This window comes from Pseudomonas sp. MF4836, assembly GCF_002018875.1.
In the GTDB taxonomy this organism is placed as follows: Bacteria; Pseudomonadota; Gammaproteobacteria; order Pseudomonadales; family Pseudomonadaceae; genus Aquipseudomonas.
The window spans coordinates 345309-360129 of sequence record NZ_MVOL01000006.1 but is presented as its reverse complement, the minus strand read 5'-3'; the positions used below and the strand labels follow the sequence as shown (position 1 = coordinate 360129).

The window sequence follows — 14821 nt, the reverse complement described above, 5'->3', positions numbered from 1 at the left end:
CCCACAAGGATTTTAGTAATGTCCGAGCCAGTTAAACTGCGCGCTCACAACCAGGCCCATTGCAAGGATTGCAGCCTGGCCCCCCTCTGCCTGCCACTTTCTCTGAATCTGGAAGACATGGATGCGCTGGACGATATTGTCAAACGTGGTCGGCCACTGAAGAAAGGCGAATTCCTGTTTCGCCAGGGCGATAAATTCGACTCCGTCTATGCGGTACGCTCCGGCGCGCTCAAGACCTTCAGCCTGAGCGACAGCGGCGAAGAACAGATCACCGGCTTCCACCTGCCCAGCGAGCTGGTAGGCCTGTCCGGGATGGACACCGAAAGCCATCCGGTTTCCGCCCAGGCGCTGGAAACCACCTCAGTCTGCGAAATTCCTTTCGAACGCCTCGATGAACTGGCCTTGCAACTGCCACAGTTGCGCCGCCAGCTGATGCGCGTCATGAGCCGGGAAATTCGTGACGACCAGCAAATGATGCTGCTGCTATCGAAAAAAACCGCCGACGAACGCATTGCGACCTTTCTGGTCAACCTCTCCGCGCGCTTCAGGGCTCGCGGGTTCTCGGCCAATCAGTTCCGTCTGAGCATGTCGCGCAACGAAATCGGTAATTACCTGGGCCTGGCGGTGGAAACCGTGTCCCGGGTGTTCACGCGCTTCCAGCAGAACGAACTGATCGCGGCCGAAGGCAAGGAAGTGCACATCCTCGATCCGATCCAGCTCTGCGCCCTCGCCGGCGGCGCACTGGAAGTCTGACCCCACCCGCCCGCGCCGAGCCAAGCGGCGCAGGCGCGGGTATACTGGCGCGGCCCATTTGCCCGCCAGGACACCCTCACGATGGTCTTCGACAGCTTCGACATCAAATCCCTGATCCGCCCCGTCATCGACTTTCCGAAACCGGGCGTCATCTTTCGCGACATCACCCCCCTGTTCCAGTCGCCCAAGGCCCTGCGCCTGGTAGCCGACAGCTTTGCCCAGCGTTATGTCGAAGAAGACTTCAGCCACATTGGCGCCATGGATGCCCGTGGGTTTCTGATCGGCTCGATCATCGCCTACCAACTGAACAAACCGCTGATCCTGTTCCGCAAACAGGGCAAGCTGCCTGCTGATGTGCTGGCCGAGGGGTATCAGACCGAGTACGGCGAGGCCTTCCTCGAAGTGCACGCCGACAGCCTGTGCGAAGGCGACTCGGTGCTGATGTTCGATGACCTGATCGCGACCGGCGGCACCCTGATCGCCGCGGCCAACCTGGTACGACGCATGGGAGCGAAGATCTTCGAAGCCGCCGCCATCATCGACCTGCCGGAACTGGGTGGCTCGCAAAAACTGGAAGACATGGGCATCCCGACCTTTTGCCTGACCCGGTTTTCCCTGACTGAGCGCTGATTATCCTTCTCGCCGGCACGCCCGCCGCTACCGCCCCATGCAATGCGGCAGCGGCCTTGCCGGCAAATCGCGCTACAACCCCATCTGCTTGCTGATGATTTCGTTCATCACTTCCCGGGTGCCACCGCCGATGGAAAGGATGCGATTGTCGCGGTACAGCCGCTCCACCAGGCTTTCACGCATGTAGCCCAGCCCGCCGAGGATCTGCACCGCGTCATAAGTGATGCGGTCGGCGGTGTCGGTGGCCACATTCTTGGCCATGGAGATCTCCTTGATCACACTCTTGCCGGCGGCCATTTTCGCGGCCTGCCGATACGTGAACTCCCGTGAGACTTCCAGCGCCGTGGCCATCTCCGCCAGGCGATGCTTGAGCACCTGAAACTTGCCGATGGGTTTGCCGAACGCCTCACGCTCACGCGCCCACTTCAGGCTCTCTTCCAGAGCCAGTTGCGCGGTCATGTTGGCCATCAGCGCCAAGGCGAGCCGCTCGCTCTGAAAGTTGCCCATGATGCAGGCAAACCCCATGTTTTCAGCGCCGATCAGATGCTCCACAGGCACCCGGCAATCATCGAAGAACAGCTCGGCGGTATCGGAGGCCCACCAGCCCATTTTCTTCAACTGACGGCCGACGCTGAAGCCCGGGGTACCCTTTTCGATCAATAGCAGGCTGATACCACCAAAGCCCGGCGCCCCGGTGCGCACCGCCACGGTGTAGAAGTCCGCGCGCACACCGCTGGTGATAAAGGTCTTGCTGCCGCTGACCCGGTAATAATCGCCCTCGCGCACGGCACGCGTTTGCAGATTGGCCACATCCGAGCCACCGCCGGGCTCAGTCACCGCCAGGGCGCTGATTTTCTCCCCGGACAGTACCTGGGGCACCACCCGATCGCGAACCTCCGCCCGGGCCCATTTGACGATCGGCGGCAAGCCGATATCCAGTGATCCCAAGGCCGCCACCAGGCCGCCGGAGCCGCTGCGCATCAGCTCTTCGCTGGCGGCAATCTTGGCGAACACGTCACCTTCATGGCTGCCACCCAGTGCCTCCGGATAGCCGATGCCGAGGATCCCGGCAGCGCCGGCCTTGAGGTACAACTCGCGGGGAAAGGTCTCGGCCTCTTCCCACTGGTCGATATCGGGAAGGATCTCGCGCTCGACGAAACGTCGCACGCTATCGCGGATCAATTGGTGGCTGGGGTCGAAGTATTCCTGGCAGGCAGACATCGGCAAGCTCCTCTGAAGGTCGGAGGAACTTACCAAGCGCTTGCTTGGTTTTCAAGGCGGCGCCACGCTCGGCGCGCCACGAGTCCTTACAAGGCGATAGGTTTGCGCCCGGCGAACGAATGGGCCAGGGTCCCGCCGTCCACCAGCTCCAGCTCGCCACCCAGCGGCACGCCATGGGCAATACGCGAGGTCACCAGGCCCTTGTTGCTCAGCAGTTGAGCGATGTAGTGCGCCGTAGCCTCGCCCTCGACCGTAGGGTTGGTCGCCAGAATCACCTCGGTGAAACTGCCCTGCTCCTCGATGCGTGCCACCAATTGTGGAATACCGATGGCTTCAGGGCCAAGGCCGTCCAGCGGCGACAAATGCCCCTTGAGCACAAAATAGCGACCGCGATAACCGGTTTGCTCCACCGCGTACACATCCATCGGCCCCTCGACCACACACAGCAAAGTGTCGTCGCGGCGATTATCCGAGCATTGCGGGCACAGATCGTCTTCGGTGAGGGTCCGGCACAGCCGGCAATGACCCACGCCCTCCATGGCCTGGCTCAGGGCCAGGGCCAGCCGCGAGCCGCCGCTGCGGTCGCGTTCGAGCAATTGCAGGGCCATGCGCTGGGCGGTTTTCTGACCGACACCGGGCAAGGTGCGCAGGGCGTCGATCAGTTGGCGAATAAGGGGGCTGAAGCTCATGGGCAAAGGTCCGACAAAACAACGAGACGCGGTTTATACCCGCGCCTCCGATTAGCGTCAAATGCTCAAGGTTGCGCGACGCGCACCACCAGCTTGCCGAAGTTGCGCCCTTCGAGCAGGCCGATAAAGGCTTCAGGTGCCTGTTCCAGGCCATCGACCACGTCCTCCTTGAACTTGACCTTGCCTTCGCGCACCCAGGGCGCCATGGCGCTGACAAACTCCGGCTGGCGATCAGCGTAGTCATCAAACACGATAAAACCCTGGATGCGCACGCGTTTGGTCAGCAATGCACGTTGCAGCAGCGGCAGGCGATCCGGTCCGGGTGGCGCCTCCTGGGCGTTGTACTGGGCAATCAGCCCGCACAGGGGGATCCGTGCCTTCGGGTTGAGCAGCGGCAACACCGCATCGAACACCTTGCCGCCGACGTTCTCGAAATAGATGTCCACCCCCTTGAAGCAGGCCTGGGCCAGTTCGTCGGCAAAATCCGGGCTGTGGTGATCGATACAGGCATCAAACCCCAATTCCTCAACCACATACCGGCATTTCTCGGCACCGCCGGCCACCCCGACCACTCGCAGCCCCTTGAGCTTGGCCACCTGCCCTACCACCGAACCCACGGCGCCGGAGGCCGCAGCCACCACCAGGGTTTCCCCGGCCTTAGGCTGGCCGATGTCCATCAACCCCATGTAGGCGGTCATGCCCGGCATGCCCAGCACCCCCAAGGCCATGGACGGGCTGGGCAGCCCCACCGGCACCGGCACCAGATTGCGCCCGTCGGAAATGCTGTGGCTCTGCCAACCGGTGGCGCCCACCACCAGATCACCTTCCTGGAATTTCGGGTTGCGTGAGCGTTCGACCTGGCTGACAGCGCCGCCGGTCATGACTTCATTGATCTCGACGGGCGCAGCATAGGACGGTGCATCACTCATGCGTCCACGCATGTAGGGGTCCAGCGACAGGTACAAGGTCTTCAGCAGTACCTGGCCGTCCGCCAGGTCCGGCAACGCCACGCGCTCCAGGCGAAAGTTTTCCGGCACAGGCGCTCCGTTCGGCCGGGAAACCAGAACCACGCGCTGGTTGAGGGTCAATGCTTGCGACATCAGAGGCGCTCCTTATCAAGGATTGAATGGGTCATACAGGGTGCAGACCGCGACATGCCGGGGGCGTTCGAAGTTTCTACCTGTTCATGCCAGGCATCGCCGGCGCCGGGCAGGTGCGCTGAAGCAAAAAAAAGCCAGGCTCGAAGCCTGGCTTTTTTGTACTACATCCGATGCGCTCGCGCGAATCAGAACGGCAGCTTCATGCCTGGAGGCAATTGCATGCCTGCAGTCATGCCGGACATTTTGTCCTGGCTGTTGGCTTCGATCTTGCGCACAGCGTCGTTGACCGCCGCAGCGAACAGATCTTCCAGTACTTCGCGGTCATCCTCACTGACACCTTCAAGCAGGGTTGGGTCGATGCTGACACGCTTGACGCCGTGACGACCGGTCATGACCACGGTGACCATATCGCCACCCGCCTTGCCGGTGACTTCGGCGTTGGCCAGCTCTTCCTGCATCTTGGCCATTTTTTCCTGCATCTGCTGCGCCTGCTTCATCAGGCCGGCCATGCCACCTTTCATCATGGGAATCACCTCAAAGTACTTGGATAAACATCGCGCCCGGCCAACAGGACCCGGCGCCCTTCAGTTATTAGCCCTGGGTGACCAGGGCTTCGACAGGTTCAATAGTATCGTGCCGAACCACCGCGCCGAACTGTTGCACCATCTGCTGGATGAACGGATCGCCGTGGATCGACTCCTCGGCCTCGCGCTGGCGATTGACCCGCCGCCGCGATGCGGCCTGGGCCGGGGTTTCCTGCTCGGGCTTGATCAGCTCGATGCTGATACTCAAGGTGCGCTGGAAATGCTGATTCAGTGCATCGTTGAGCCGGCGTTGCTGGGTCGCGTTGAACAGCGCACTGTGCGCCGGGTCCAGGTGCAGCAACCAGTTGTCGCCGTCCACCGCCATCAGGGTGCAGTTGGCGGCAATGCTGCCGGTCATGCCGGAAATCGGCAGTTTCGGGAACAGCTCCAACCACTCCAATGCCAGGCCGGTGGCCGGCATCGCCGCAGGCTCCGGTTCCGGCTCGGGGGCCGGTTCAGCGGCGTGCTCACTGGCCAGCTCGTCCAGGTAGCTGTAGGCCGAATCCATGTCCGGCTCAATATAGTCCTCGTCCAACGGCGGCTCGTCGTCCAGGTCGATACCTGGTGTCGCGGCGTCCACCTCGGCCACCGTCGGCTCCGGCACCGGCGCGCTGACCCACTCCGGCGCGTCCGGCACCACGCTGTCAGGCGTGGGGGTCGGCATCGGCGTCAGCTCTGGCTGCTCGGCGGCGGTTTCCAGCACCGGTTCGACAGCGGGCTGTTGCTCGATGCTCGGCTCAACCGGGTCATTCCACGGCAAGTCGACCACCGCTTCGGCAACTGGCGGTTCGGGCGTCGGCTCGGGGACGACTTCAAGCGTTGGGGCCACAACGGCCGCCACTACCGGCTCAGGCGCGGCTGGTGGGGCAGCCTGTGGGACAACGGGGGCGACAGGCTCGACAGCAGCGACCGGCGCCACCACTGCCGCTACGGGTGCAGCAGGTACGGTGCGCGCCACGGATTGAGCGGAATCAACTGTGGCTTGGCTGATCCCCACTGGCTTTAGCGCCTGCCTCGGCGCGTCCGCAGTGTCTGCCGGACGGAAGGCCAGCATCCGCAGCAGCACCATCTCGAAGCCGCCTCGCGGGTCCGGAGCCAGCGGCAGGTCGCGCCGGCCGATCAGACCCATCTGGTAATAGAACTGCACATCCTCGGCCGGCAGGGCCTGGGCCAGGGCCAGCACCCGGTCGCGGTCGCCATGGCCGTTGTCGACACCCTCGGGCAATGCCTGGGCAATGGCGACGCGGTGCAGCACGTTGAGAATTTCCGAGAGCACGCCATTCCAGTCCGGGCCTTGCTCGGCCAGGTGGCGCACCGCCTCAAGCAATGCCTTGGCATCGCCTTCGATCAGTGAATGCAGGACATCGAATACCTGACCGTGGTCCAGGGTACCGAGCATCGCCCGCACGTCGGCAGCCATGACCTTGCCTTCACCAAAGGCGATGGCCTGGTCGGTCAGGCTCATGGCATCGCGCATCGAGCCATCGGCGGCACGCCCCAGCAGCCACAGGGCGTCGTCTTCGAACGGCACGTTCTCGACGCCCAGCACGTGGGTCAAATGCTCGACCACACGCTCCGGCGTCATGTTCTTCAGGGAGAACTGCAGGCAGCGCGACAGAATGGTTGCAGGAAGTTTCTGCGGATCGGTGGTGGCCAGGATGAATTTGACGTAGGGCGGCGGCTCTTCCAGGGTTTTCAACAGGGCGTTGAACGAGTGACTGGAAAGCATGTGCACTTCGTCGATCAGGTAGACCTTGAAGCGCCCGCGGCTCGGCGCGTACTGCACGTTATCCAGCAGTTCGCGGGTATCTTCGACCTTGGTCCGGCTCGCGGCGTCGATCTCGATCAGGTCGACGAAGCGCCCTTCGTCGATCTCGCGGCAGACCGAGCAGGTGCCACAGGGCGTGGAAGTGATACCTGTTTCACAGTTCAGGCATTTGGCAATGATCCGCGCGATGGTGGTCTTGCCCACCCCGCGGGTGCCGGTAAACAGATAGGCGTGGTGCAGCCGCTGGCTGTCCAAGGCATTGATCAGAGCCTTGAGCACATGGGTCTGGCCGACCATTTCGCGGAACGAGCGCGGACGCCATTTACGTGCAAGAACCTGATAACTCATCGAAAACCGTCGCAACTGGGAAGCGGAAGCCGGTAATGCTAGCGGAGCAAGGGCGAAATTGCATCCGGTGTGCTCGTCTAATCTGGCTAAGCTGCATTTTGCGGGGCTGCAAGCGGCCTAATCACGGACGGAGAACGTATGCGCTTAACCTGGGGCGCCCTGCTACTGATCAGTGCCAGTACCTCGGCCAGCGAGCCGGCGCTGCGTTTTGCGATCGCCGATAGCTGGGCCATGCCCCTGGTGCAGATTGAGGCGGGCAAACCGACCCAGGGCATCCTCCACGACATGATGGCCAGCCTCGCCACCCAGGTCGGTCGCCCCGCCGAATTTCATGTCCTGGCGCGGGCGCGGGTACAGGCCGCCATGGAACGCGGTGAAATCGACGTGCGCTGCTATGTCGCGCAGTCCTGGCTGCCCAATCAGTCGGGCGACTACATCTGGAGCATTCCGCTGTTCGTGCAGCGCGACCTGCTGGTCAGTACCGGGCAAGACCCACAGGCGATCACGGCCGCGAACCTGCCGCCACAAAACATCGGCACGGTGCTTAGCTACACCTACCCGTCCCTGCAGCCGCTGTTCGAACGCGGCCAACTGGTACGCGACGATGCGCGCAACCAGGAACAGGTGCTGGAGAAACTCGGCGCCGGCCGCTACCACTATGCGGTCAGCAATCAATGGACCCTGAACTGGTTCAACCAGCGGCTGATGCCCGACAAACAATTGCACAGCGTGGCGGTCCTGCAGGAACAGGCCATCGGCTGCTACGTGCGCAATGACCCGCAGGTGCCGGTGCAAACCATATTGCGTACCCTGCTGCGGATGAAAATGTCCGGCGAAATCGACGACATCATCCAGCTCTACACCGGCATCCGCGAGTCAGCGGAGGCCGTGCCGGTCGCCGATCAGCCCTGAGCCTCACAACGCGACTTCCTGGGCCTGCCATTCCAGAGGGGCGCTGAAACTCGCCACCCAACGCAGAATCTCCTGCGCCGGCATCGGCTGGGCAATGAAGTAGCCCTGGGCCACGTCACAGCCCAGGGCCATCAACACTTCCCCGTGCTCGCGGGTTTCCAGGCCCTCGGCCACCACCTTGCGCCCGAACGCACGGGCCAGGCCGATCAGCGCCTGGGCCAGGGCCAGATCGTTCTGGTCTTGCAGGATATCGGCGACAAATACCCGGTCGATCTTGATGGTCTGGGTGCACAGGCGCTTGAGGTAACTCAGGGAGGCATGACCGGTGCCGAAATCCCCCAGGGAAAACTGCACGCCCAGGGCCTGACAGGCCTGCAGGCAATCGCTGACGTGCTCGATATTCTCGATCGCCACCGATTCGACAATTTCCAGGTCCAGAAACTGCGGCGCCACCTGCGGATAACGCGCCAGCATCGCTTTGAGGCGCTCGACGAAATCAGCGCGCTGGAAGTGCCGCGCGGCAATATTGACGCTGATCGGCCAACCCTGACCGCTCACTTGCCATTGCTGCAACTGGGTCATGACCTGATTCATGACCCACTCGCCGATATCCACGATCAGGTCGGTTTCTTCCACCAGCGGCAGAAACTCATTGGGACCCACCAGCCCGCGTTGCGGGTGCTGCCAGCGCAGCAAGGCTTCAAAACCGACCACCGAGCCGGTGCGCATATTCACCTTGGGCTGGAAATGCAGGCACAACTCCCCGGCGTTCAGGGCATGGCGCACCAGCTCGACCGTCTGGTGCGTAGCCTTGACCTCGCGGTCGCGGGACACATCGAACAGATGGAAGCGATTGCGCCCGCCCTGCTTGGCCACATACATCGCCTGGTCGGCATGGCGCAGCAAGGTATCGGCGTCGTCGTTGTCCGCCGGAAACAGGGTCACACCAATACTGGCGAAGACATTGATTTCCTTGCCCTGAATCGAATAGGGCGTGGAAATCGCACTCAGCACCCGGTGCAGGGCCGCCCGCAACTCCTGAACGTCGCGCACATAGCGCAGAATCAGCACGAACTCGTCACCGGCCAGCCGTGCCACCACATCCTCGCCACGCACAATGCTGCGCAAGCGGCTGGCCACTTCGACCAGCAGCAGGTCACCGCAGGCATGCCCATAACCATCATTGACCGCCTTGAAGCCGTCGAGATCGAGCATGCATACCGCCAGGGGGATGTCTTCCTGGCGGGAAAACGCCAGTGCCTGGTTCAACAGATCGGAAAGAAACGCCCGATTGGGCAAGCCCGTGAGCACGTCATGCCCCACCCGCCATTGCAATGAATGCAGGAGTTGGCGGTTTTCGCTGACATCGAAGCGGATCGATACATAGCGCATCACGCGCCCGGTAGAATCGTCGAGCAGCGGCACCATGGTGCTGTCGACCCAATACAGGGTGCCGTCTTTGGCTCGGTTGCAGATTTCACCCTTCCACACCTGGCCCAGGGCAATGGTGCGCCACAGGGAGGTGAAGAATTCGGGCGGGTGCAGGCCGGAGCTGAGGATCTTGTGATCGGCGCCCACCAACTCTTCGCGGCTGTAACCCGAGACTTTACAGAACAGGTCGTTGACGTAAGTGATACGCCCGTCCAGATCGGTCTCGGAAAAAATGGCGGCTGCGTCTACGGCCCTGCGGTATTTCTCATCCATGAGTCAGGCTCACTGTCGCTAGCGGTTGAACCGCTCGACCAGGGCCTGGGGCCCGGAAGAGATTCGTTTTGGATCCGGACCACCAGGGCACCGGACATCGAGCCGCTGCTGCCCCGGAAAGATCCGTTCAACACAGGTAACCGGCAATTTGAGACGCACGTTAGAACTCCATGGAGAGCATTCCAAACCCATGCCGGGGTGGCCGGCTGCGGGCTGTTCGCAATGTACTTCGGGGCGGCAAGGCTCCACCGACACTGATGCCGGGGTTGCAGCCGTACAGCGGTTTGCGCGACGGTCGAGCTTCGGGTCGACGAAGATCAACTAGGATCAAACAGGGCACCGGGCACGGTGGCGACGGAGTGTTGGCGCAGGTTAACGAGGCGTCCAGCGCGCGCCATATCCTCGGGTCCGGGCGGACAGGGCAAATGCAATGAGTTCCTGTTTCGCAAACTCCGCCTTCTGAAACCAGATCACCAAATACCTGTCCGAAGCGTCGATTCTACGAAATACATCACATTTTGCAAAGCAAGGTGATGAATCATGGTGTTGTCTAATGCGAAGATTTATCGTTAAGTTCTTGATTCTAAATGGGAATTGAGCGATGCAAATTTCAAGTTTGGGTCCAGCCATAAGACGTTATCGCAAGGTAGCGGGGCTTACTCAGGCTGAACTAGGTGAAAAAACCGGTTTTGACCCTAAAACCATCAGCCGCTTCGAAACCGGCACCTACACCCCCAGCGTTGAAGCTCTGTTTCTGTTTGCCGATGTTCTGGGAGTGAAGCTGAAAGCCTTTTTTGCCGATATGGGCGAGGAAGACGAACAGCGAGCTTATTTGTTCGGTGTCATTCACAACGCCCCCCCGAAGGATCTGGGAAAGCTGATAGCAGCGGTTGACCAGGCCTTGTCCAAGCCTTAGAGCCCAGTCATGCACGAACAAGGCAGGCTATCGCCCGCGATAATCTGCCTGGTTTTTTTCAACCACGACTCCTGACAGGAACTGACAGCTGCGCCACTTAAGCTGGTGGCCTCTGTTCAGCCACCCAGCACGGAAATAGGAGTCGCATGATGACCCACACCTACCTTCTGCTTTACGTCGACAGCCCGGCCACCAGCGCCCACTTCTACAGCCGCCTGCTGGACAAGCCGCCCGTGGAGCTGTCGCCGACCTTCGCCCTGTTCATCCTGGATTCGGGTCTCAAGCTCGGGCTGTGGTCCAGGCACACCGTAGAGCCTTCGCCCCAGGCACTCCCGGGGGCGGCCGAATTGGGCCTTGCGGTGGACAGCCTGGCCGAGGTCGACCGCCTGCATCAGCGCTGGAGCGAACTGGGCCAGCCCATCCTCCTCGCCCCCATCGCCCTGGATTTTGGCTACACCTTTGTCGCCGTCGATCCGGACGGGCACCGGCTCAGGGTCTTTGCGCTGACCCTCGACTGATCTGCCCCGCTGCTGGCGCGCCCCTGCCCTTGCGCCAACGCCCCTCCCACTGCATCGCCAGTACACTGCCCAACACTACGCAGGCCCCCAGCAGCACTTCGGGTCGCAACGGTTCGTGCAACACCAGCGACGCCAGCAGCATCGCCAGCGGTGGGATCAGGTACATCGCAATCGCCGCCCGACTGACTTCGGTGCGCGCCAGCACATAGGCCCACGCCAGGTAAGCCAATGCACTGGGAAACAGCCCCAGCACCAGCACCGCGATGTTCACCCGCCATGTTGCCTGCACCACTGCCTGGGCCAGGCCCGGCGCATACACAGTCAGCAACAGAGTGCCGGACCAGACCATGTAGCACACCGTGGTCAGCACCCCGTAATGCCCCGAGTAACGACGCTGCAAAACGAAGTACAACCCCCAGGAAAACGCCGCCAGCAAAATCAGTAGTCCCCTAGGCTCAATCCCGGCCAACCCACGATCGGCGCCCATCACCAGCAGCGCCCCGAACAGCCCGAGCCCCACGCAAAACCAGCGCCAGCCGCTGACTGGCTCCTTCAACCAGAAAAACGCGATCAGCGTGCTGAAGATCGGCGCCGACTGCGCCAACACACTCGCCACACCGGCACTGACCCCTTGCTGGCCGTAATTGAGGCTGACGTGATGCAAGGCAATCGCGAAGAATCCCAACACCAGCAGCCACGGCAGATCGCGCCAGCGTGGCAGGGAGATCTTCATCACCAGGGCCACCCCGGCCATGAACACCGACGCGATGACAAAGCGCAGCAGCGCCAGGTGCCCCGGCCCATAGCCCTCGAGCCCGATGTGGATACCCACCGGGGAATAGGCCCAGCACAGAATGACGAAGGCGCCGGCCAGGACCGTTTTCAATATGGGGGAAATGTTCAAGGGATGAAGTCCGGGTAGCCGAGGAAAGAACCTCAGTCTCGCGCCCTGCACACCTCACCACAATTGATGGATACTGAGCCCAGACCTCACTGGAAGTGAACGATGGAACTGGCCCAACTAAACATGGTAAGAGCGGTAGCGCGCACCGGCAGCATCGCCCGTGCCGCCCTGCAATTGCATTGCGTGCCCTCCAACATCACCACCCGGATCAAGCAGCTGGAGAGCGAACTGGGCACCGCACTGTTCATCCGTGCCGGCCGCGGCTTGAAAATCAGCCCGGCCGGGGAAATATTCCTCGGCTACAGCGAACGCATCCTGGCGCTGGTGGACGAAGCCAAGCGCGCCGTCGACCACAACGCTAGCCCCCGTGGCAGCCTGCGCATCGGCGCAATCGAATCCTGCGCCGGAGGCCGCCTGCCGCCGCTGCTCGCCGAATACCATCGCCGTTATCCCCACGTCACTCTGGAGCTGGTGACCGGCACCTGGTCCCAGCTGTTTGACGAGCTGCAGCACCATCGGCTCGATGGCGCCCTGGTCGCCACCGACGCACTGCCCGCCAAATTGCAGCGCACCACGCTCTACAGCGAGCCATTGGTGCTGATCACCCATGCCTGCGCCGCACCGATCCTCAGTGCCCGCGATCTGCACGGCCAGACCCTGTTCATGTGGCCCAGCGGCTGCCCCTATCGCCGCGCCCTGGAAGACTGGCTGGGCGCCAACGGGGTCCAGGCGTCGATCACCGGCTACGCCAGCTGGGGCACCATCATCGGCTGCGTCAGTGCGGGTGCAGGCATGGCCCTGGTGCCCGAGGGCGTACTGGAGCGATACGCCCAGTCCGCAAGCTTGCAGATCTATCGCTTTGCCGAATTGCAGCCGGTGGAGAATCGCTTTGTCTGGCACCAGGAAGTCCAGCGCCACACGGCACGTGACGCCTTTGCGCACCTGCTGCAGGAGCAGCTTCAAGGCTGATTCAAAACCGCCGCAACGCCCTGCCGTACTGGCGCAAAACGGAAAAATCCGATTGAGCTGCCCCCAACGCTGCCGGTATCCTGCGCGTCTTTTTGTCACAAGATGTAAGGGAATACGATGAAATACCTGCGCCTCCTCCTGGCCGCACTGACCCTCTATGCCGTGCCATTCAGCGCCAACGCCGGCGCACCTGCCGACAGCAGCGACGCCGACCAGGTGACCCCGGAGCAATTCCTGGCATCACTCTCGCCGCAGCACGGCAGCATCAAACTGCCTGGTGACATTGCCCGCCTCGACCTGAGTAAAGAGTTCTACTACCTCAACCCCACCGACACCGAAAAGCTCCTCACCGAAGGCTGGGGCAACCCGCCCGGCTTCAGCAACCTGGGCATGATCGTCCCGAGCAACGTCAGCCCGCTGGCAGCCGAAGGCTGGGGCGTGATCATCAGCTACAACGACGACGGGCATATCTCCGACGAAGACGCGGCAAAAATCGATTACAACGACCTGCTCAAGCAAATGCAGGCCGAAGACGAAGAAGACAACAAACAACGCAAGGAACAGGGCTACGGCGCTCTCTACCTGCTGGGTTGGGCCGAACAGCCGCGCTATGACGCGCAATCGCACAAGATGTACTGGGCCCGCGAACTCAAGGCCGAAGAAGCCAAGGACAGCACCCTGAACTACAGCATCCGCGTGCTGGGCCGCGAGGGCGTGCTGGAGCTCAACGCGGTGGCGGCCATGGCCGACTTGCCGACCATCAAGCGCGAGATGCCGAAGGTGCTGGCCTCCACCAACTTCACTGAAGGCAACCGCTACGCCGACTACAACCCGGGCACCGACAAGCTGGCCTCCTACGGCCTGGCAGCCCTGGTCGCCGGCGGTATCGCGAGCAAGGCCGGGCTGTTCGCCAAACTCGGCGTACTGCTCCTGGCGGGCAAGAAATTCATTGTGCTTGGTCTGGTCGGCCTTGGCGTGCTGATCCGCAAACTGTTCAAGAAGAAATCCTGAGCCAAAAATCGCCCCCCGTACTGCGGGGGCGATGCCTGCCCAATCCCTAGGCCCTAGCGGATAAACGCCTTACTGCTTCGGCGTCAACTTCGCGTATTGGTCCTGGCTGATCCAGCCGCTGAACGATCGGTCCTTATCGTTGATGAACTCAACCTGCGCCCACCCCTTGTTGAAGCCCAACACCCCGACCACATCGTCCTTGACGAGATAGGCGCGATGCCCGGCCTTGGCGTCAGGGGCCTTTTGCAGGTACGCCTTGTCGGCGGTCACGGTGACCAGGATGACCCATTTCTTGCTGGCGGTCCGGGTCAACTCCAGGCCAGTGGCGATCTCCGGCGTCATCACACTGATGCAACCCGGGTGTTGCTGGCCTTTGCCGATGGTCAGGTTCACGCCCGTGGCGGTGGCTTCAAGGCTGCCGGGGTAGCTGGCATCAAGCCAGGTGACCAGCGCTGCTTTGCGCCCCGCCTCAACCTTGCCTTGCAGGTAAAAGGTGCAACTGCGGCTCACGCCCTCCCCCATCTGTTCGGAGTAGTAACCCTCGACCTGATGTTCCGGGGTTACCGCCAGCATCAAGGCTTCGTATTTGCCCGATTGCAGGGTTGATGTCGCCGCCAGCGCAGCATCCCCCAGGTACAGGTTGAAGACCGAAGCGGTCAGGACCAGCCAGGTAGAACGTCGAATCGCCACGTTATTTTTTCCCTTTGAGTGCCGTGTCGGCATTTTCAATGCGCCTGCTATAAGCCATGGCGACAACGTCCTTGTACTTCATGCCCGTCATCAGCACCGCATTG

Annotated in this window: 15 protein-coding genes; 7 read left to right on the top strand and 8 right to left on the bottom strand. The window is 61.9% G+C overall.

Annotated features, from left to right (window positions below; translation table 11 throughout):
* Positions 1 to 18 precede the first annotated feature (18 nt).
* Together fnrA and MF4836_RS16745 are read left to right on the top strand one after the other, a co-directional pair.
* Entirely contained in the window at positions 19 to 753 is a 735-nt protein-coding gene (gene fnrA / locus MF4836_RS16750) for a Crp/Fnr family transcriptional regulator FnrA (RefSeq protein WP_078471180.1), read from the top strand.
* An 81-nt stretch (positions 754 to 834) separates the two neighbouring features.
* On the top strand, positions 835 to 1383 hold the full coding sequence (locus MF4836_RS16745; RefSeq protein ID WP_078471179.1) for an adenine phosphoribosyltransferase: 549 nt from the start codon (positions 835 to 837) through the stop codon (positions 1381 to 1383).
* Between the two features lie 72 nt (positions 1384 to 1455).
* Here MF4836_RS16745 and MF4836_RS16740 read toward each other — a convergent pair whose 3' ends face one another.
* The 5 genes from MF4836_RS16740 to dnaX form a co-directional block, all read right to left on the bottom strand.
* Positions 1456 to 2604, bottom strand: coding sequence for an acyl-CoA dehydrogenase family protein (locus MF4836_RS16740; RefSeq protein WP_078471178.1), 1149 nt, complete (start codon positions 2602 to 2604; stop codon positions 1456 to 1458).
* A gap of 86 nt (positions 2605 to 2690) precedes the next feature.
* Positions 2691 to 3293 (bottom strand): recombination mediator RecR, encoded by a 603-nt coding sequence (gene recR / locus MF4836_RS16735; RefSeq protein WP_078471177.1) that lies wholly within the window; start codon positions 3291 to 3293, stop codon positions 2691 to 2693.
* A gap of 65 nt (positions 3294 to 3358) precedes the next feature.
* On the bottom strand, positions 3359 to 4393 hold the full coding sequence (locus MF4836_RS16730; protein WP_078471176.1) for an NADP-dependent oxidoreductase: 1035 nt from the start codon (positions 4391 to 4393) through the stop codon (positions 3359 to 3361).
* Positions 4394 to 4578: 185 nt separating this feature from the next.
* Positions 4579 to 4917 (bottom strand): YbaB/EbfC family nucleoid-associated protein, encoded by a 339-nt coding sequence (locus MF4836_RS16725; protein WP_078471175.1) that lies wholly within the window; start codon positions 4915 to 4917, stop codon positions 4579 to 4581.
* 67 nt (positions 4918 to 4984) lie between these two features.
* Entirely contained in the window at positions 4985 to 7093 is a 2109-nt protein-coding gene (gene dnaX, locus MF4836_RS16720; RefSeq protein WP_078471174.1) for a DNA polymerase III subunit gamma/tau, read from the bottom strand.
* A 138-nt stretch (positions 7094 to 7231) separates the two neighbouring features.
* Between dnaX and MF4836_RS16715 the strand changes: the two genes are divergently transcribed.
* A complete protein-coding gene (locus MF4836_RS16715) occupies positions 7232 to 8005 on the top strand; it encodes a substrate-binding periplasmic protein (protein ID WP_078471173.1) in 774 nt (257 codons plus the stop codon).
* Positions 8006 to 8008: 3 nt separating this feature from the next.
* Here MF4836_RS16715 and MF4836_RS16710 read toward each other — a convergent pair whose 3' ends face one another.
* Positions 8009 to 9709 carry a putative bifunctional diguanylate cyclase/phosphodiesterase gene (locus MF4836_RS16710; RefSeq protein ID WP_078471172.1) on the bottom strand — a complete coding sequence of 567 codons (1701 nt, stop codon included), beginning with the start codon at positions 9707 to 9709 and terminating at the stop codon, positions 8009 to 8011.
* Between the two features lie 601 nt (positions 9710 to 10310).
* Between MF4836_RS16710 and MF4836_RS16705 the strand changes: the two genes are divergently transcribed.
* Positions 10311 to 10625, top strand: coding sequence for a helix-turn-helix domain-containing protein (locus tag MF4836_RS16705; RefSeq protein ID WP_020300385.1), 315 nt, complete (start codon positions 10311 to 10313; stop codon positions 10623 to 10625).
* A 146-nt stretch (positions 10626 to 10771) separates the two neighbouring features.
* A complete protein-coding gene (locus MF4836_RS16700; protein WP_078471171.1) occupies positions 10772 to 11143 on the top strand; it encodes a VOC family protein in 372 nt (123 codons plus the stop codon).
* On the opposite strand, the gene MF4836_RS16695 is transcribed toward MF4836_RS16700, so the two are convergent.
* Positions 11115 to 12047 carry a DMT family transporter gene (locus tag MF4836_RS16695; RefSeq protein ID WP_238596153.1) on the bottom strand — a complete coding sequence of 311 codons (933 nt, stop codon included), beginning with the start codon at positions 12045 to 12047 and terminating at the stop codon, positions 11115 to 11117. The two genes, MF4836_RS16700 and MF4836_RS16695, sit on opposite strands and share 29 nt — an antisense overlap.
* A 102-nt stretch (positions 12048 to 12149) precedes the next feature.
* Here MF4836_RS16695 and MF4836_RS16690 point away from each other — a divergent pair, with 102 nt between their 5' ends.
* A complete protein-coding gene (locus MF4836_RS16690; RefSeq protein ID WP_078471170.1) occupies positions 12150 to 13016 on the top strand; it encodes a LysR family transcriptional regulator in 867 nt (288 codons plus the stop codon).
* Positions 13017 to 13133: 117 nt separating this feature from the next.
* Entirely contained in the window at positions 13134 to 14027 is an 894-nt protein-coding gene (locus MF4836_RS16685) for a DUF2167 domain-containing protein (protein ID WP_078471169.1), read from the top strand.
* Positions 14028 to 14096: 69 nt separating this feature from the next.
* On the opposite strand, the gene MF4836_RS16680 is transcribed toward MF4836_RS16685, so the two are convergent.
* A complete protein-coding gene (locus MF4836_RS16680; protein WP_238596154.1) occupies positions 14097 to 14687 on the bottom strand; it encodes a hypothetical protein in 591 nt (196 codons plus the stop codon).
* Positions 14688 to 14821: the final 134 nt, after the last annotated feature.